Origin of the sequence: Nonlabens sp. Asnod2-A12 (assembly GCF_045063745.1) — a bacterium.
GTDB classification, from domain to species: domain Bacteria; phylum Bacteroidota; class Bacteroidia; order Flavobacteriales; family Flavobacteriaceae; genus Nonlabens; species Nonlabens xylanidelens.
Genome location: NZ_JBEFOB010000003.1, coordinates 1,241,678 through 1,259,040, shown reverse-complemented (window position 1 = coordinate 1,259,040; position 17,363 = coordinate 1,241,678). Strand labels below are relative to the sequence as shown.

Below are 17,363 nucleotides of genomic sequence, written 5' to 3'. Positions count from 1 at the left end.
ATAATAGATTTTGACTATTAAAATAACAGATTTGAATAAGGTAATATGATAGCTGGTAATCCTAAGTTATTTTAACTTCTATAAATTACTTAAAAATTTATTCTAATCAAGTATCTTCCCTCTTCAAGGTAAAGCGTATGATGTTTAAGTCAGTTTTATTGTTTTTTGTTGTGATGTTTTCAAGTGTTTGTTATGCACAAGAGGCTTGTGATAAATTCTCAATGGTTTCTTTTCAGGAAGGTGAAATGATTAAGGATTTTTATATTAAAATTTATGATAAGTCAAAAACCATTGTCCTTTATGATAACGACACTGGTGAAATATGTATTCCAGTAAAATTATTTTCCAAAGCGGATTCAATTATTGTTCATCATAAGTTTAAAAAGCAAATTTTAAATAAGGATTTTAATTTTTCAAAACCATTGCCGTTTAAAACTGAATCAGAGTTAGATGAGATCGTTTTAAACTCAAAAAAGCGTTACAAAGAAATCGGACCAGCTAAGGGGAAGACTATTCCTCATACTTTAGGTAACGATCAGATTAGTGTTCTAAGTTTCCAAATTGATAGTTTGAGCTCGGGAATGAATGTCGATCAAATAAAATTTCATTTTAGAGGTGCAGGTCTTTTTATCTCCACAAAAAGTTATGAAGCCCAGTTTAAAGTGCTCATATATCATTCTTTAGATTCTAATTTTGAGAAAATGACTCAACTAGTCAATGACAATACAAGTCATGTAGTTGATTTTAGAGGTAGAGGCTGGCTAGATGTGGATTTATCAGAATTAGAAATAAAAATTCCAGAAAAAGGATATATCATGTATGGATTACAATGTGTAAATGGATCTTTGAATATTTCCCAAAATAAAGTAAATAAGAATAAAGATTTGAATTCAGCATTTCTTATGTTTTATGAATTTCGAAAACCATTTATTAGTACAAGCAAATCTGAATATATACCTAGAATAAAATTACAGCTTTTTAGTTATGAATAAAACTTTAATCTTTTTACTATTCATAACCACCTGTTTTAATGTAACTGGGCAATCATTAAAAAGTGTTTGTGATTCTATCTCTAAAGAACCTTTAGAATATGCTACAGTTCTCTTTTATAAAAATTCAAAAGTAATAAAAGGTTCTTATACTGATTCTAAAGGAGTATTTACTTATGAAAATTTAAAAGTAGACTCTATCCAAATTTCTAATATTGGTTATCAAAATTTGACAGTAAATGCATTGGATTTAATTAAAAATAATTCCTTTTATTTAACTGCAAAAAAAGAATCATTAGATGAGGTTTTAATTTCGGTTAAAAAATCGACGGATGTTGGCTTAATTAATGAGAAAGATAATGGGAAACCATTGGGTTTTGGTTATTCAAGGGAATCTGGAATCTATTTAGAAAATAATTTGGATGGAATCAAATATATAACTTCTGTAAAATTTAAAATTGCTAAGGTTTTTGACCCTATGGTTGTACGTGTTAAAATTTACAGTGTTGATACCCTTGAAAATCGTTTGTATCCAGGAAAAGTTTTAAATATCAATGACTATTTATTAAAGGTTGATAAAAAGTCAAAGGAGCCATATGAAATACTGTTTTTAGAGAAATTACAGTTTCCTGAAAATGGAATGTTTGTTATTTTAGAAGGAGTTGATTTTATTAATGAGACTCCTAAAAAAGGAAAAAAGTCTGGTATAAGATTAGCTGCAACAAGATCTGATGAAAATATTTATTATTATAAAGTAAACCATTCATCTGAGTATTGGCTGGATTATAATCGTTGGGCTATTCATGATTACAGAATTTCTTTTGGAAAAGAAATATCACGAAAGTGGTTATCAGTACCTTTAATAGGTGTTACTATAAATGATTAATCCTAGGTGAATCCAATTCTCATTTGATGAGAGTTGGATTTTTTTATCCTGTTATTCCTCAGGTTTAATTTCATTCAACTCCACATTTTTACTCGCGGCATATTGATAACCGCTTTCCCACCATTGTTTCATTTTTTGTTTTTTAAAGATGAGTGAGTTGGTAGTCAGTACTGTAGGAGTGTAGTATAAGTTGATAATAGCATCATTTTTATTTGCTACATATTTACCTATGGTTATGTTTTGCTTTTCTATGCGGTCCATCATAAAACCGTGTAGGTTGGAGAGTAAGGAGAATACGTTCTTAGATGGTAAGTTGTTGTAATAAGCCACTTCAGTTTCTAGTATGATCACATCTACCTCTGTAGCACCACGATCTATAGCTTCTTTAATAGGCACCATGCTACCAAAACCACCGTCGGCATACTCGCAGCCGTTTTTTCTAACAAGACTCATAAAAGGGATGTAATTACAAGAGATCCATATCCAGTCTATAAAGTCTTCGTAGTCAAAATCGTTAATAGATTTATATTCGGTTTCATTTAAAGAAATATTGGATACCGTAACGACTACATCTTTGGCACTTTGTTTTAATTCGTTGAACTCATCTATAGAAAGTGTTTTCTTTATGAGTTTTCTCAGGTTTTTACTCTCACCAAATGTTTTTGAACCTCGATAGAAATTTTTTAAAACATTCCAGTGATTGATGCTTATTTGATCCTGACCAAATTTATCTTTCTTGACTAAAAAAGGGCGTCTATTAAATATAGAAGATTGATTAACACTGGTATAAATCTCTTTAATTTTCTCTATTTTATCGAGAGCAAGATGTGAAATCAATAAACTACCAGTAGACGTACCTATGTATAAATCATACTCATAGCCTAATTCTTCTTTAAGGTATTGAGCCACGCCACCACCGAAGGCACCTTTACTACCACCACCAGATATTACTAATGCCCTCATAAATAGGTGTTATTCTTTGTTTGCTTCTAGTAATAAGCTATCGTAGATGGTAGTTCTTATCTTCTCAGAATTGATAAAACCATTTCCATAACCTGCCTTTTCATACTTCTCGGTAATGGTTGCATCTTTTTCTACTTCTTCACGAGATTTTCCAGAAGCTATGGCTTCACTGATTTGTGTTCTTAAATCGTCTAACATAGCAATAGATCTTTCTACATCTTGATAATCACCTAATGGTCCGTGACCAGGTACTACTTTAGTGTCTTTATTGATAGTTGTTAATACTTGCTTTTGTGCAGCTATATAACCGGTAATAGAACCGCCAGATTTAAGATCGATAAATGGATAACCACCGTTAAACATTACATCACCCATATGCACAACATTGTTATTCAATAAATAGACAAAGCTATCACCGTCTGTGTGTGCGTTATGTACGTGAATAATCATGTTATTGTGATCATCTAGCACTAATTCATATTCTTCTTCAATGGTCTTTTCTGGTAAAAAGCCTTCGTTTTTATCACTGGCTTCTAATCTCTTCAATACATTTTCATGTGCAATAACAGTTACTTGATCTGAATTGAAATTTTCATTTCCACCGGTATGGTCTCCATGGTGGTGGGTATTGATAAGAAAAGAGATAGGTTTTTCTGTGATTTTTTTAATGGCAGTCATTAATTTGTCACTTAATGGTGCAAATTGAGAGTCTATCATGACCACTTCTTTTTCAAGAACTTGAATTAAGATGTTACCACCAGCACCTTCTAGCATATACACATTGTCGGTTACTTCATGTGTTTTAATTTCTACTTTGTCAAATCTATTCTGTGCGCTAGTACCTAATACAGTGAATAGGCTTATAGCAAAAAGTAATCTTTTCATTTTTGTTTATTTGGCAGTGAATTTATACTATAGAGATCACAAAAGAATCAACATTTAAAATTCTGATGGCTCTTCACCTAGCGTACTCATGGTGGGTTTAGGTGCTGCAAGTTGTTTTATCTTAATTCTAAAAGCAGCAAAAATTAAAGTCATAAAAGGAGATAACCAGTTGAAGATCGCATAGATAAAGTAATCTTTTACATCTACACCTAGTGTAGTACTTTGATATGCACCACAAGTATTCCATGGAATTAATGCGCTAGTTACTGTACCAGAATCTTCTAGCGTTCTAGATAAATTTTCTGGAGCCAGTCCTTTTTCTTTATACGCCTTAGCATACATTTTACCAGGTACTACTAGAGCTAGGTATTGATCACTTGCCGTTACATTAATAGCAAGACAACTCACAACCGTACTTGCAAAAAGCCCAAATACAGAATCAAATAAGTTAAGTAACGCACGACTTATACGAGATAAAGCACCTATTGCATCCATAATACCACCAAAGACCATCGCACAGATTATTAACCATATAGTCCCTAGCATAGATTCCATTCCTTTTCCTTCAAAAAGTCCAGCGAGTTTTTCTGCAATCTCTGGGTTATCAGTAACTGGTACAACAACTGTTTTTACAGTGATGGCATTCATAACGCCTTTGTACATAGCACTAGCATTGTATTCTTCTAGTCCAGATATAGCATGCACTAATTCTGGTTGAAATATTAAAGCAAACCCACCAGCTAATAAAGTACCTATCAATAATGCTATTAATGGAGATACTTTTTTAACAATCATAGCAATAACTACCACTGGTACAATAAATAGAATAGGGCTGGTATTAAAAGTAGCGTCTATGGCTGTTTGATATTGAGAAACATCTGCTATACCTGTAGTGTCTAGACTAAAACCTATAATTATAAAAACCAAAAGGGTAATTACAATAGTAGGCACAGTAGTAATGGTCATGTATTTAATATGAGTAAATAAATCAGTACCAGCCATAGCAGGAGCAAGGTTAGTCGTGTCACTTAATGGGCTTAATTTATCACCAAAGTAAGCACCACTTAAAACAGCACCAGCAGTCATGCCTGCGCTTATATCTAGAGCACCAGCTATACCTATTAACGCAATACCTACTGTAGCACTAGTGGTCCAGCTACTTCCTGTAGCAACAGAGATAACAGCACATATAATAACACAAGCAGCTAAAAATATAGAAGGGTTTAAGATATCTAGACCGTAATAAATCATCGTTGGGATAATACCGCTTAATAACCAGGTACCGGCTAGAGCACCTACCATTAATAAAATCAAGATAGCACCTGTAGTAGATTTAAGGTTTTGAGCCACTTCTTCTACCATAGATTTATAAGTCACTTTATTAAAATAGCCCACTATACCAGCAACAGTTGCTCCTAATAGAAGTACAAATTGGTTAGAACCACTTAAAGAGTCATCACCAAAAATGTATACATTTATCGCTAGCATCGCAACTAGAGCAAATACAGGAATTAAGGCTTCCCAAATACTTAGCTCTCTGTTTTCAATGATTTTTTCGTCTTCTTGGTTGATATTTTGACTTTCCATAAGGGTAATTGATGAACTGTAATGTTACGATTTTGTGAAACGAGTTGCAAACTGTATTTTAAACCGTTTTATATTTTTTGAGAAGATGTTTTTCATATCCTAGCTTTCGCGAAAGCGTAACCATAACAGACAGCAGTGGTTTTATCCATCTAAATAGAAAATGATCTACCTGAGTATCACCCCAGTGGAGTAATAATATAGCGTGAAAAGGATTGTACGGCATCTGGTTCTTTCCAAAGGTTTTACCATCGCTGACTAGTCCAAAAAGAACTGCCATAAAATTTTCAAAATTGGGCTGTCCTGGTTCTAATCGAGCTCTAAACACAATAATTTCATCAGTAGGGTTGTAAAATCGATGTGCATCTAATAAAGGGACTTTAAAATTTTCATTAGGTTTTAATAAAATTTCTTTTCCTAAATAATGAACGCATAAAGTACCTTTTACTGGATAAAAATCCTCCGTAAATTGCTCGTGAAAATGAATAGGATTACCGCCACCAGGTTGTAGTTCTACCTCTATAAGCGTGTAAGCGCCGTTAGTTTGTGCGCTAGTTTTGAGTATGGTAGCTTTTTCTTTGGTAACAGGATTTAAATATACTTGTGGCATAGGTCAAAGGTACTACCTAAAAATTCTATTCATTTTATGGATTAAGAAAAGTCGCTATAATGGATAACTTTAATAAATAGATAACAAATAGTGATCATTAAATCAAGGTATTGAGATATCATCCTATTACATTTGTATTTCAAAGTTTACAATTATGTCAGAGAAGATAGAAAGAATAAAATGTTTGATCATAGGTTCAGGACCTGCAGGATATACTGCAGCTATATATGCTGCTCGTGCAGATATGAAACCTGTAGTTTATACAGGTATGGAACCTGGTGGACAGCTTACTACAACTACTGAGGTTGATAATTTCCCTGGTTATCCAGAAGGAATAGATGGACCGTCAATGATGGTAGATTTACAGAAACAAGCAGAGCGTTTTGGTACACAAGTACGTATAGGGATGATTACAGAGGTGAAATTTGCTACTGAAGAAGGTGGTATTCACACAGCTGTTGTAGATGGTAAAACTAAAATAGAAGCAAATACGGTAATTATTTCTACCGGTGCAACGGCAAAATATTTAGGCTTAGAGAGTGAGCAAAGATTACGTGGTGGTGGTGTAAGTGCATGTGCAGTATGTGATGGTTTCTTTTATAGAAATCAAGATGTTGCGATAGTAGGTGCTGGTGATACGGCTGCAGAAGAGGCTTCTTACCTTGCAAACATTTGTAAGAGTGTAACGATGCTAGTGCGTAAAGATCACATGCGTGCATCTAAAGCTATGCAACATAGAGTAAACAGTCTAGAGAATATTACAGTACTTTATAATTCTGAAGTGGATGAAGTTCTAGGTGATACGGTAGTAGAAGGTTTGCGTATTGTAAATAATCAAACTCAAGAAAAGCACGAGATAGCTATCACTGGTATTTTTATCGCGATAGGGCACAAACCTAATACTGATATCTTTAAAGGGCAGCTAGACATGGGTGAAGATGGTTATTTAAAAACTATTCCAGGTTCTACAAAGACTAACATGCCAGGTGTATTTGCATCTGGAGATGTACAAGATAAAATATACAGACAGGCTATTACAGCTGCTGGTACAGGATGTATGGCTGCACTAGATGCAGAGCGTTACCTTGCTGAAGTAGGTGTAGTAGATGAGGTTAAAGCTGGTGATTACTACGTAGAGTAAATCGACTTGCAATAAAGCAAAAAAAAATCCCCATTGAAACTTTAGTTTCAATGGGGATTTTTAATTTTAATAAGAATCTTTATTCTCTACTAAGAACAGACTTACCAGCAAATTTATTTAAATCGATTTTAGGAGAGTTGTGCAACTCTACTTTAGCATCTCCACTAGACTCAAGATTCAATTGGTTTTTTACATTAATAACAGCGTCTGCGTTATCAGTGATATTTAGATCTAATTTATTAAAGATTAAATTTTCTCCTTTAAAGTTACTTTTACTCTTTAACTGTATATAACCAGTTTTAATATCACCTTCTATGGTTGCATCTGCACGATCTTTCATGTTTAACTCTAGGTCGTCATATTTAATTAGTGCTTTTACAGTCGTGTTGTTGTCTAGATTTACAACAGCTCTTTTACCAGTAAGGTTCAATTCAGCCTCTGTACTACGCTCTGCATTAAGAGTTAATCTTTCTACAGTTGCGGTTAAATAAACTTCGGCATCTTTTTCTATGTTCAATTCTAGATCTTCAAAAAGAAGACTAGTTACAGACGATAGTTGTGCGTCATCAGTTACAGTGATTTTATTTAATTCTGGACCGTAAATAATTCTGAATTTCATCTCTTTCTTAGAGCGTATTTTAGCCGTAGTAGTAACCACAAGTTTACCATCTATAACTCTTGCAGCAAGATACTGGTGTAGATTAGAATCTGTCGTGATCTCTACTTGAGGAGAAGCTCCAGGAATAATTTCTATTTCATAATCACCATTAATCTCTAAGGTCTCAAAGGGATCGATAGGACTTATCTCGGTAGTAACCTCACGGTTTCCTTTTACCTTAATAAGATCTTGAGCACTCATTATAGTAGTGCTTAATGCAAACACAAATAGTAGTAATTTTTTCATTGTATTATTTTATTTGGTAAAGGTAAAACAAAAACCGCTCCAACATGAATTGGAGCGGCTAAGAGTTCTACATCTCAATCACAAGGGTAGAACGTCAACTGAAAATTACAATCTAATAAGTATCTGTGGTCTCCATAGTTATACCGCCTAGATCTAGTTTGGTTGTCACTGTAATTTTGTCATCGTTTTCTACATCGTCATCTTCATATTTCCATTTTCCATCTGTTGTAGTTGTAGAATCGATAATTCTATTAGTATCTAGAGCGTCGTTTTCATTTGAATTATTGTGTCTAGATCTAAAACTACCATCTTTAGGACATTCTAGACATATTGTTTTTCCATCACTTATCTCATACTCATAAGAACCGTCATAGCGTTTTTCTATTCTTAAAGCTTCGTCAGTCATCCAGGAATCATAACGGTCTTTAAAGCTATTATTAAACTTAACTTTAGTTCCTTTAGGTAAATAGATGGTTACATTCACTCGTTGACCGAACACGCCCGAACCTTTAGGAACAATCAAGTAACTAGGAGCAGTAAAGGAAGAGTCTGTAATCTCATAATCATAGACCAGTGATTCTGCATTTAATTTTGCGGTGTCAAAAGAGTCTCCTTTGGCCTTAAAATTAACACTCACTCGTGCTAGACTATCTCTACTCGTAGCAAATGCTATATAAACGTTATTTTTTCGAACGGCTTTTTCTCCATTATAATCAACAACTTTTAAACCATTGCTAGTTACATAAGTCTGGTCTCCTAGATTACCGTCTTTCAATAACTGCAATTCAAACACCTTTTCTTTATCGATAGAAAATTCTTGAACCTCTATAACATTACCGTCATAAGCTTGTGTCGCAGCTATTCTTGCAACAGAAACACTAAGTACAATTACAGAAATGATCCACAGTACCACAAGAATGATTTTTGCTGGCATACCGATAGATTTCAAATTATTTACTAATAATTTAAGACCTAAAATAGCGAGTACTAGTAAAGGAATACCGACAGCAAAAATAATAGCCGTTAATAAAATCCATGAAGCCTGATGGTTGGGTATCACGACATCAAAGAAGTGAATTAAATTCTGTCCATCTACATCAATAAAGCTAGCCGTAATTAAAGAAACAACAAGACCTATAAGAGCAGTAGTAGCACTTAAGAAAACTATAAGCCCTATAATTTTAACTAGAGCTTTAAAAAAGCCTTTGATTAATTTCCCCAAAAAACCGAAGAATTTAATAGAACCACGTTTACCTTTTTGACCTACAATATGGTGGTCGGCGTCAGTCTGCCCATCGACCACGGGCTCAAAACCCTGCTTAAAATTCTCTTCTATATTAGAGATGTTTACTTCCTTTCCCATCATGGTTAGACGCTGGTTAGTAGTTACCGCATCAGGTACAAGAATCCATAGCAATATATAGATAGGTATCGCCCATCCTACACTAAAGAATACAAGTAAAACCCAAGCAACTCTTATCCATACAGCATCTATACCGAGATAATATCCCATACCTCCAGAAACACCACCTACATAACCGTTTTGTGTATCTCTAAAAAGTTGTTTGTTTCTACCAGGAGTTCTGAATTTACTTCTGGAAGTTTGCTCTTCAAATATTTCTTCATCAACCTCATAGTCTTCAGGTTGTCCCATGATGTTAATCACTTCTTCGACGTGTTGAATAGAGATTACTTGTTGTTCATTAGCCCTTTTTTCTAGAAAAAGCTCGGCAATGCGCGATTCTATATCGCTCATTATCTCGTCTGCGCCGCTAGTACCGGCAAATGATTTACGTACCGCTGCCACATAACGTTGCAGTCTTTGATAGGCATCTTCGTCTATATGGAAGAACAGCCCAGCTAGGTTTATATTGATGGTCTTGTTCATGATTTTTTAGTTTTAGGTATGGTCACTAGGTTAACTGCATTTTTAAGATCGTCCCAGGTTGTGGTCAGTTCTGTAAGGAAAATTTTACCAGTTTCAGTAAGTCCGTAATACTTACGTGGTGGTCCACTGGTGCTTTCTTCCCAGCGATAATTAAGCAATCCAGCATTTTTAAGTCTCGTGAGTAATGGATAAATAGTTCCTTCTACCACCAGCATTTTAGCATCTTTTAAAGTTCCTAGAATCTCAGCCACGTAGGCGTCATCTTCTTTTAAGATGGATAGAATGCAGTACTCCAGTACGCCTTTACGCATTTGCGCTTTTGTGTTTTCTATCTTCATATTAGTTATTATTAGGTACTTCTACCTCAGTATGATGAGGTATGAAGTTAATCGTTAAAGGATAATTGTAATCATGACCATCATGCGCTTTTATAGCAGCTTTAATCGTACATACTAGATCTATTACTGCCAGTATTAATATTAAAGTACCGCATATAAATCCACTAGCTATTACGGTGCTAAAAATTCCCATATCATCCCAAAATGGAAAATCATGACCATGATTCATTGCTTCCCATAAACTAGGGCCGCCAGAAATCATAGATCCTATTATAATACCGCCACCTATAAAAGCCAGTACGATAGTATAAAGTGTGATACTCATTTGAAAGTTGATGGCCTGTTTACCATGTCTATCGATAAAATCAGATTTCTTAGAATTTATCATCCATAAAAGAATGGGTAGAATAAAATTACCTAAGGGGAAAAGCCATTTACCGAATGTCAATAAATGAATTCCGGTAGCAATATTATTGTGGTTGTTTTGGTTCGTTGATTCCATAGCCTATTATTTTCTTATGCAAATATATGGTTAAAAGATAGTATTATGCAATACAAAGTACCATATATTTTTTTGTAACCTATTGATTTTTAAAGTTCCGCTTTCGCGAAAGCGTAATGATTACAAGGCTTTTCAGAGTTTTTATAATCTTAATTTATTTTTTAAAATTCGTTTTTGTTTTTTAAATATTTAGTTGGTTTGAAGTGATTTCTTATTCATTGCATACAAAAAAATGTAAATAGAATTCGGTTTTTAACTTGAAAAAGCGATTTAATTATTAAATTCCCAAACACGATTTAAACACCATCTTATGATCACGCCCAAGAAAATTAATGCCTTTACATTTTTAAAATTACCTAGTTGCTGGTGGAGTGGTGTGAGGTGTAAAGAAATAGATGCAGAGAACTGTACGGTAACCGTAAAGCATAAATGGTTCAATCAGAATCCATTTAAAAGTATGTATTTTGCTGTACAAGCCATGGCTGCCGAACTTTCCACAGGTGCGCTGGTTATGTCTTATATTCAAAAAAGCGATGCTCGTGTCTCTATGCTAGTAGCAAATAATAAAGCGACTTTTACTAAAAAAGCTACCGGCCGCATTACCTTTAAATGTCACGATGGACTTGCTATTAAAGAGGCGATAGAAAAAACTGTCGCAACTGGCGAGGGACAGACGGTATGGATGACGTCTCAAGGTGTAAATGAAGACGGTGTACAAGTGAGTGAATTCCAATTTGAGTGGACAGTTAAGAGAAAGTAGTTTATAGTCTCAGTGAGCAGTAGACAGGTTGATTTGTGCGCTGTCTCATGTAGTTTATTCACTCTGACCATCCCAGAAAATTTGGCTTGAGCCTAGTTGATTTAAAGAAATAGTTAGTTCCAAATTTATCTGGGATCTGCTGGAAATTTCTCGGAGTTAGTAAAGTTTTCATACTTATACCTACCTTAATGGTTCTATTCTCTATTTTTACTTCATGAAAGCACATTTCCAGAAATACGTTTTAGAATTTAAACAACCGGCAGGAACATCTCGTGGTATTTTAAAAACCAAAAACACTTGGTTTCTTATTATCGATAATGGTGATAAACAAGGTGTAGGAGAGGTGAATATGTTTTCTGGTCTTTCTATAGACGACAGACCAGAATTTGAAAAACAACTGCAATGGACTTGTGATCATATTAATTTATCACCGGTAGAGATGATGGAGGCTTTAAAAAAATGGCCTTCTATTTTATTCGGTTATGAAATGGCGATGAGGTCCTTGCAATCCAGCGATCCCTTTACATTGTTTCCGTCTATGTTTACAGAAGGACAAGATGCTATTTCTATCAACGGGCTCGTGTGGATGGGAAATCAAGATTTTATGATGCAACAGCTAGAAGAAAAACTAACAGCTGGATTTGATTGCATTAAAATGAAGATAGGTGCTATCGATTTTGAAGCAGAAATGAGTCTATTAAAATTGATACGTTCTCGCTTTCGCGAAAGCGAGATCACTATAAGAGTTGATGCAAATGGAGCTTTTACACCTCAAAATGCATTGGGTAAACTAGAAGAAATTGCAAAGTACGATGTACACAGCATCGAGCAGCCTATTAAACAAGGCCAATGGGATGATATGGCAAAACTGTGTGAGCAAACACCGCTAGATATTGCGCTAGATGAAGAATTAATAGGTCTTTATAATATAGAAGAAAAGATAGCCTGTCTAGATGTTATTAAACCGCAATACATTATCTTAAAACCTGCTCTAGTAGGTGGTTTTCAAAGTAGTAGAGAATGGATAAATCTCGCTACAGAAAGAAATATAGACTGGTGGATTACTAGTGCACTAGAATCTAATATAGGTCTTAATGCAATTGCACAATTTACGTACACGCTAGGTAATAAAATGCCACAAGGTCTAGGTACAGGTTCTCTATATACTAATAATATCGAGGCGCCACTAGAGATTAAAAATGGACAGTTGTGGTGTAACACATCGGGCAATTGGGATACTAATAAAATAAAGTTTTAAATATGTTTATTAAAAGAGGTGCAAACGGTTTTCATGATACGTGGAAGTGGCTGATAGGTGCCGTGGTAATATTTTTGGGTTGTCAGTTTTTTGGTGCTATGCCATTCACTATTGCTGTAATTTATGAACAATTTACGCTTCATGGGGTAGATGCATTAAACAATCTAGATGAGTCTACATTAATGAATACCTTTTCAAAAAATGTTACTTTCTTTTTATTGATGTTCAGTTTTGTGGTAGGTACGCTAGTGTGGTGGTTGTGGATTAAATATATTCATAAGTTAAGCTGGACAGCATCTACGACCTCACGAGATAAATTTGATTGGAATAGAGCTTTCTTTGCCTTTGGTGTGGTAGGACTTGTATCTATAGCAACTACTTTAATAGGGTATTACAGTGCGCCAGAGGTTTATATATGGAATTATGACGCGACTAACTTTGCGATACTTGCAGTTATTGCAATCGCTTTAGTACCTATACAAACTACATGGGAAGAGCTGTTTTTTAGAAGCTATGCTATGCAGGGATTAGGAATTATATCTGGTAATAGAGCAGTTCCTTATATTCTTACTTCAGTTGTTTTTGGGATGATGCATATTTTTAATCCAGAAATTGCTACTATGGGGTATATCGTCATGATATGGTATGTAGGTACTGGTTTTCTTTTAGGGACTTTTACTTTAATGGATGAAGGTACAGAGCTTGCCATAGGTTTTCATGCTGCAAATAATTTATTCATTGCGTTATTAGTAACAGCAGACTGGACAGCATTTCAAACAGATTCTCTATTGATAGATACATCAGATCCCACTGCAACATGGGAGACTTTTATACCTATGTTTATTTATTATCCTGCTTTAATTTTATTGTTTGCTAAGAAATATAAATGGAACAATTGGAAAGATAAATTGTTCGGTAAAATAGAAGTACCTGCCTTAAAAACTAATTATGATCCCAACCATACATCCCACGTTTAAATTAAATGGTCACTCTCTAGATTATGAAGGAGTGATGACTGTTGCATATAGTTATGTAAAAGAAGGTGAAGAATGGGAAAAGCAAGTAGGTGATTTTTTACTGAGTTGGTTAGATGACTTTGATGTAGTTACGGTTAAAACTAGTGGTTCTACTGGTATTCCCAAAGAGTATAAACTAAAAAAACAGCATATGATTAATAGTGCTGTTATGACAGGTAAACGCTTTGATATAGGAATAGAAAAAGATGTGCTATGTTGTTTGCCTTTAAGTTATATAGCTGGTAAAATGATGCTTGTGCGTGCCATGACTTTAGGCTGGCACATAGATCTAGTACAACCTAGTACTATGCCTTTAAAAAAGGTAGAAAAGCGATATGACTTTACAGCCATGTCACCGTTGCAAGTTTCTAAATCTTTGGACGATATTCATAAGGTACGTAAAGTGATCATAGGTGGTGGTGCTGTTTCTCAAGGTTTAATCGATCGATTAAGTGGAAAACACACGCAAGCATTTCATACCTATGGAATGACAGAGACAGCTTCTCATATTGCGGTAAGGCAACTATATCCTTCTTATGAAGAGAATTACTCTGTTGTGGAAAATGTAACTATAGAGAAAGATGAGGAAGGTAAACTAGTTATTCATGCTCCAGAACTGGCGAGAACATCTTTAGTTACAAACGATCTTGTAGATTTAATAAACGAGAATCAGTTTAAAATACTGGGTAGGGTAGATGATGTTATTAATACTGGATCTGTAAAAGTGCATCCAGCACAAGTAGAACAGAAGTTGTCAGTACATATTCTAGAACCTTTCTTTTTATCTGCTAGGGAAGATGAAGAATTAGGTGAAAAAGTTGTTCTTGTAATTCAAGGTGAAGAAAGAGATCTACAAAAAGCTTTTAAAAAGCTAGATAAATTTGAAGTACCTAAGGAAATTTACTTTGTAAAAGAGTTTGCTTTAACGCACACAGGTAAAATAGATAAGAGAGTGATTTTAGAAAAATTGTTTAATAAAAATTAATTATTTAATTTCTTGAGCATGTCAATAGAATCAGCATCCCTATATTTACTAGCTTCTTCTAGGTATAGTCTTGCATTAATCGTATCATTTAAATTATAATAAGCTTCTCCTATATAGCAAATACTTGTAACAGGTTCAAAATTGTATTTAAGAGGTTGTTCTAAATCTGCTATTGCAAGTTTGTATTTATCAGATTTTAAGTATGATATACCTCGTTCAAATTCAATTTCATATTGACGCACGTTATAGGGAGAGCTACCTTTAGAGAAAGGAGTTTCAAGAAATTCTATATATAAACTGTCAGATTTGATTGAACCTTTAGTTTTTAAAGCTTTGGTATAGCAATCAATAGCTTTATTGTAATTTTCAAGTCGTTTATAATTGTTACCTAAATTTACTAAAGAAAGAGTATTTGTTGAATCATATTCTAATATTGCTAGATAATCTTTAATGGCTCCAGTGTAGTCATTAAGCATTGATTTATTTACACCTCTATTAATCAAAGCAGGAATATTATCCGGTTGCTCTTTAATGATTTTATCATAAAGTTTATTTGCTCTTATATATTCACCTCTAGAACTAAAAACATTTGCATCATTCCAGTCGTTTCTTGGATTATAAGTATTACAAGAGCATAAGAAAAATATAAGTATAAAATAAAGACCAACTATAGATAAACTCTTCATAAATAACGTATTACTATGGGTTTAATAGGTTTTGTCTAGCTTCTTAGCAATGACATCTGTAGCTCTATCGAGCATGCGATATACGCTTTCAAAACCTTGTGTGCCGCCATAATAAGGGTCTGGTACATCTAGATTTTCATCTGGAAAAGCTTCGTCTAATATTTTGATAACCTTTTTCTTTTCTTCTTCTGTAGAGGTAAGTGAGATGACATCATCATAATTAGACTGGTCCATTACATAGATATAATCAAATTTCTGAAAGTCCTCTTTTAAGAGTTTGCGACTTTTTTGATTTGTTATATCCAGTCCGTTTTTCTTTGCTATAGCAATGGATCTTTTATCAGGAGCTTGTCCTTTATGACCTCCGCTTGTACCGGCACTGTCTACTTTAAATTTTGTAAAATTTAATTTAGATCTCATCAAGCCTTCAGCAAGAGGAGATCTACAAATATTACCTAAACATATCATTAATATGTTAGTCATAATAGCTTCTAGTTAGAAAGTTTTTTATGTAAATCTTCAACATATTTACTGAATTGCTTATCAGTAGAAGCAAGATTATCAACAGTCTTACAAGCATGTAAAACAGTAGCATGATCACGCTTACCTATTTGAGTACCTATACTTGCTAGAGATGCCTTAGTAAGTTTCTTAGAAAAATACATAGCTAGTTGTCTCGCTTGTACGATATGACGTTTACGTGTCTTAGACTGTAGTGTTTCTACATCCATTGAGAAATAGTCACTTACTACTTGTTGTATTTGATCTATAGAAATCTCACGTTTTGTGTTCTTTACATAGTTCTCTACAATCTTGCGAGCAAGATCTATAGTGATATCCTTTCGGTTGAAAGAAGAGTGTGCGATTAAAGAAATGATAGCTCCTTCTAATTCTCTAATGTTGGTCTTAATGTTGTCTGCTAGATAATGAATTACATCATCATCCATTTCTACACCATCACGATATAGTTTGTTCTTGATTATAGAAACACGAGTTTCATAATCTGGATGATTTAACTCTGCACTAAGTCCCCATTTAAAACGAGAAAGTAAGCGTTGTTCAATATCCTGCATGTCTACAGGTTTCTTATCACTTGTAAGAATCACTTGTTTACCATTTTGGTGCAAGTGATTAAATATGTGGAAGAAAACATCTTGTGTACTTGCTTTACCAGCAAAGAACTGAATGTCATCAACGATAAGAACGTCTACGATTTGATAGAAGTGAATAAAATCATTTCTATTATTCTTACGTACAGATTCAATATACTGTTGTGTGAATTTTTCAGCACTTATATAAAGTACTGTTTTGTCAGGGTAGTTTTCTTTGATACCTACACCTATCGCATGTGCAAGATGTGTTTTTCCTAAACCTACACCACCGAATATTAATAGAGGATTAAAACTAGTTCCACCAGGTTTGTTAGAAACAGCCATACCAGCACTACGTGCTAGTCTGTTAGAATCACCTTCTAAGAAAGTTTCAAAGTTATAAGAAGGATTAAGTTGAGACTCGATCTTTACATTTCTTATTCCAGGAATAATAAATGGATTCTTAAGCTCTGGACTTTTACTTCTAACTGGCGCATCTACAGACTGCGAGTTATTAATAGAGCGGTTACTACTAGGTATTTTTTCAGTAAAGGCTTCCATACCTTTTGTAGGGTTCTCCATCTTGATCGCATAGATCAATTTTGCTCCCTCGCCTAGTTCACGTGTTAAGGCAGTTTTTAATAATTTTATATAATGTTCTTCTAGCCATTCATAAAAAAAACGACTAGGTACTTGAATACTTAAGGCAGTATCTGTTAGCTTTACCGGCTTAATAGGTGCAAACCAAGTTTTGTAAGCTTGGGGTGCAATATTATCCTTTATAAAAGCTAGACAATTGTCCCATACCGATTCTGCAGTCAGTGTCATATATATTACTTTTTTCAAGTTAGAGTTGGGTCGATTAAGAACTAAAAAT

18 protein-coding genes are annotated in these 17,363 nt (G+C 34.1%); 7 read left to right on the top strand and 11 right to left on the bottom strand.

Annotated elements, in window-relative coordinates; genetic code table 11:
- The first annotated feature begins 137 nt into the window (after positions 1–137).
- Positions 138–992 (top strand): hypothetical protein, encoded by an 855-nt coding sequence (locus ACJJVJ_RS05760; RefSeq protein WP_405369492.1) that lies wholly within the window; start codon positions 138–140, stop codon positions 990–992.
- Positions 985–1,875, top strand: a complete 891-nt coding sequence (locus tag ACJJVJ_RS05755; protein WP_405369491.1) for a hypothetical protein — start codon at positions 985–987, stop codon at positions 1,873–1,875. Before ACJJVJ_RS05760 ends, ACJJVJ_RS05755 begins: the two co-directional genes overlap by 8 nt.
- 51 nt (positions 1,876–1,926) lie before the next feature.
- Here ACJJVJ_RS05755 and ACJJVJ_RS05750 read toward each other — a convergent pair whose 3' ends face one another.
- The 4 genes from ACJJVJ_RS05750 to ACJJVJ_RS05735 are packed head-to-tail and all read right to left on the bottom strand — an operon-like array spanning position 1,927 to position 5,917.
- Positions 1,927–2,838: a patatin family protein gene (locus ACJJVJ_RS05750; protein ID WP_405369490.1), complete on the bottom strand. Its 912-nt coding sequence runs from the start codon at positions 2,836–2,838 to the stop codon at positions 1,927–1,929.
- 9 nt (positions 2,839–2,847) lie between these two features.
- Positions 2,848–3,723 (bottom strand): MBL fold metallo-hydrolase, encoded by an 876-nt coding sequence (locus ACJJVJ_RS05745; protein ID WP_405369489.1) that lies wholly within the window; start codon positions 3,721–3,723, stop codon positions 2,848–2,850.
- A gap of 54 nt (positions 3,724–3,777) precedes the next feature.
- On the bottom strand, positions 3,778–5,310 hold the full coding sequence (locus ACJJVJ_RS05740; protein ID WP_405369488.1) for a Na+/H+ antiporter NhaC family protein: 1,533 nt from the start codon (positions 5,308–5,310) through the stop codon (positions 3,778–3,780).
- A gap of 58 nt (positions 5,311–5,368) precedes the next feature.
- Complete coding sequence (locus tag ACJJVJ_RS05735) at positions 5,369–5,917, bottom strand: cupin domain-containing protein (protein ID WP_405369487.1); 549 nt, start codon at positions 5,915–5,917, stop codon at positions 5,369–5,371.
- Between the two features lie 154 nt (positions 5,918–6,071).
- Here ACJJVJ_RS05735 and trxB point away from each other — a divergent pair, with 154 nt between their 5' ends.
- Positions 6,072–7,058 (top strand): thioredoxin-disulfide reductase, encoded by a 987-nt coding sequence (gene trxB / locus ACJJVJ_RS05730; protein WP_104515434.1) that lies wholly within the window; start codon positions 6,072–6,074, stop codon positions 7,056–7,058.
- A gap of 79 nt (positions 7,059–7,137) precedes the next feature.
- On the opposite strand, the gene ACJJVJ_RS05725 is transcribed toward trxB, so the two are convergent.
- The 4 genes from ACJJVJ_RS05725 to ACJJVJ_RS05710 all read right to left on the bottom strand — a co-directional run bounded on the left by ACJJVJ_RS05725 (position 7,138) and on the right by ACJJVJ_RS05710 (position 10,690).
- Positions 7,138–7,962: a GIN domain-containing protein gene (locus tag ACJJVJ_RS05725; protein ID WP_405369486.1), complete on the bottom strand. Its 825-nt coding sequence runs from the start codon at positions 7,960–7,962 to the stop codon at positions 7,138–7,140.
- Between the two features lie 112 nt (positions 7,963–8,074).
- Complete coding sequence (locus ACJJVJ_RS05720) at positions 8,075–9,850, bottom strand: PspC domain-containing protein (protein WP_104515432.1); 1,776 nt, start codon at positions 9,848–9,850, stop codon at positions 8,075–8,077.
- A complete protein-coding gene (locus ACJJVJ_RS05715; RefSeq protein ID WP_104515431.1) occupies positions 9,847–10,188 on the bottom strand; it encodes a PadR family transcriptional regulator in 342 nt (113 codons plus the stop codon). The genes ACJJVJ_RS05720 and ACJJVJ_RS05715 overlap by 4 nt, the downstream gene beginning before the upstream one ends.
- Before the next feature lies 1 nt (position 10,189).
- Positions 10,190–10,690: a DUF4870 domain-containing protein gene (locus ACJJVJ_RS05710; protein WP_405369485.1), complete on the bottom strand. Its 501-nt coding sequence runs from the start codon at positions 10,688–10,690 to the stop codon at positions 10,190–10,192.
- 310 nt (positions 10,691–11,000) lie between these two features.
- Between ACJJVJ_RS05710 and ACJJVJ_RS05705 the strand changes: the two genes are divergently transcribed.
- The 4 genes from ACJJVJ_RS05705 to ACJJVJ_RS05690 all read left to right on the top strand — a co-directional run bounded on the left by ACJJVJ_RS05705 (position 11,001) and on the right by ACJJVJ_RS05690 (position 14,709).
- Positions 11,001–11,450: a DUF4442 domain-containing protein gene (locus ACJJVJ_RS05705; RefSeq protein ID WP_104515429.1), complete on the top strand. Its 450-nt coding sequence runs from the start codon at positions 11,001–11,003 to the stop codon at positions 11,448–11,450.
- 214 nt (positions 11,451–11,664) lie between these two features.
- Entirely contained in the window at positions 11,665–12,708 is a 1,044-nt protein-coding gene (locus tag ACJJVJ_RS05700) for an o-succinylbenzoate synthase (RefSeq protein ID WP_405369484.1), read from the top strand.
- 2 nt (positions 12,709–12,710) lie between these two features.
- The gene (locus ACJJVJ_RS05695) at positions 12,711–13,685 is read left to right on the top strand and encodes a CPBP family intramembrane glutamic endopeptidase (protein ID WP_405369483.1); all 975 of its coding nucleotides are present in this window, start codon (positions 12,711–12,713) and stop codon (positions 13,683–13,685) included.
- Entirely contained in the window at positions 13,657–14,709 is a 1,053-nt protein-coding gene (locus ACJJVJ_RS05690; RefSeq protein WP_405369482.1) for an AMP-binding protein, read from the top strand. The genes ACJJVJ_RS05695 and ACJJVJ_RS05690 overlap by 29 nt, the downstream gene beginning before the upstream one ends.
- Here ACJJVJ_RS05690 and ACJJVJ_RS05685 read toward each other — a convergent pair.
- The 3 genes from ACJJVJ_RS05685 to dnaA are packed head-to-tail and all read right to left on the bottom strand — an operon-like array spanning position 14,706 to position 17,314.
- Positions 14,706–15,395, bottom strand: a complete 690-nt coding sequence (locus tag ACJJVJ_RS05685) for a tetratricopeptide repeat protein (protein WP_405369481.1) — start codon at positions 15,393–15,395, stop codon at positions 14,706–14,708. The two genes, ACJJVJ_RS05690 and ACJJVJ_RS05685, sit on opposite strands and share 4 nt — an antisense overlap.
- A gap of 21 nt (positions 15,396–15,416) precedes the next feature.
- A complete protein-coding gene (locus ACJJVJ_RS05680) occupies positions 15,417–15,878 on the bottom strand; it encodes a low molecular weight protein-tyrosine-phosphatase (protein ID WP_405369480.1) in 462 nt (153 codons plus the stop codon).
- 8 nt (positions 15,879–15,886) lie between these two features.
- Positions 15,887–17,314, bottom strand: a complete 1,428-nt coding sequence (dnaA, locus tag ACJJVJ_RS05675; RefSeq protein WP_104515608.1) for a chromosomal replication initiator protein DnaA — start codon at positions 17,312–17,314, stop codon at positions 15,887–15,889.
- Positions 17,315–17,363 lie beyond the last annotated feature (49 nt).

What these genes read in the sequence shown, in the direction of transcription:
- ACJJVJ_RS05690 (WP_405369482.1), top strand. Translation starts at nt 13,657, where the DNA reads ATGATCCCAACCATACATCCCACGTTTAAATTAAATGGTCACTCTCTA.
- ACJJVJ_RS05760 (WP_405369492.1), top strand. Translation starts at nt 138, where the DNA reads ATGATGTTTAAGTCAGTTTTATTGTTTTTTGTTGTGATGTTTTCAAGT.
- ACJJVJ_RS05755 (WP_405369491.1), top strand. Translation starts at nt 985, where the DNA reads ATGAATAAAACTTTAATCTTTTTACTATTCATAACCACCTGTTTTAAT.
- ACJJVJ_RS05695 (WP_405369483.1), top strand. Translation starts at nt 12,711, where the DNA reads ATGTTTATTAAAAGAGGTGCAAACGGTTTTCATGATACGTGGAAGTGG.
- ACJJVJ_RS05740 (WP_405369488.1), bottom strand. Translation starts at nt 5,310, where the DNA reads ATGGAAAGTCAAAATATCAACCAAGAAGACGAAAAAATCATTGAAAAC.
- dnaA (WP_104515608.1), bottom strand. Translation starts at nt 17,314, where the DNA reads ATGACACTGACTGCAGAATCGGTATGGGACAATTGTCTAGCTTTTATA.
- ACJJVJ_RS05700 (WP_405369484.1), top strand. Translation starts at nt 11,665, where the DNA reads ATGAAAGCACATTTCCAGAAATACGTTTTAGAATTTAAACAACCGGCA.
- trxB (WP_104515434.1), top strand. Translation starts at nt 6,072, where the DNA reads ATGTCAGAGAAGATAGAAAGAATAAAATGTTTGATCATAGGTTCAGGA.
- ACJJVJ_RS05720 (WP_104515432.1), bottom strand. Translation starts at nt 9,850, where the DNA reads ATGAACAAGACCATCAATATAAACCTAGCTGGGCTGTTCTTCCATATA.
- ACJJVJ_RS05705 (WP_104515429.1), top strand. Translation starts at nt 11,001, where the DNA reads ATGATCACGCCCAAGAAAATTAATGCCTTTACATTTTTAAAATTACCT.
- ACJJVJ_RS05715 (WP_104515431.1), bottom strand. Translation starts at nt 10,188, where the DNA reads ATGAAGATAGAAAACACAAAAGCGCAAATGCGTAAAGGCGTACTGGAG.
- ACJJVJ_RS05680 (WP_405369480.1), bottom strand. Translation starts at nt 15,878, where the DNA reads ATGACTAACATATTAATGATATGTTTAGGTAATATTTGTAGATCTCCT.
- ACJJVJ_RS05735 (WP_405369487.1), bottom strand. Translation starts at nt 5,917, where the DNA reads ATGCCACAAGTATATTTAAATCCTGTTACCAAAGAAAAAGCTACCATA.
- ACJJVJ_RS05725 (WP_405369486.1), bottom strand. Translation starts at nt 7,962, where the DNA reads ATGAAAAAATTACTACTATTTGTGTTTGCATTAAGCACTACTATAATG.
- ACJJVJ_RS05710 (WP_405369485.1), bottom strand. Translation starts at nt 10,690, where the DNA reads ATGGAATCAACGAACCAAAACAACCACAATAATATTGCTACCGGAATT.
- ACJJVJ_RS05745 (WP_405369489.1), bottom strand. Translation starts at nt 3,723, where the DNA reads ATGAAAAGATTACTTTTTGCTATAAGCCTATTCACTGTATTAGGTACT.
- ACJJVJ_RS05685 (WP_405369481.1), bottom strand. Translation starts at nt 15,395, where the DNA reads ATGAAGAGTTTATCTATAGTTGGTCTTTATTTTATACTTATATTTTTC.
- ACJJVJ_RS05750 (WP_405369490.1), bottom strand. Translation starts at nt 2,838, where the DNA reads ATGAGGGCATTAGTAATATCTGGTGGTGGTAGTAAAGGTGCCTTCGGT.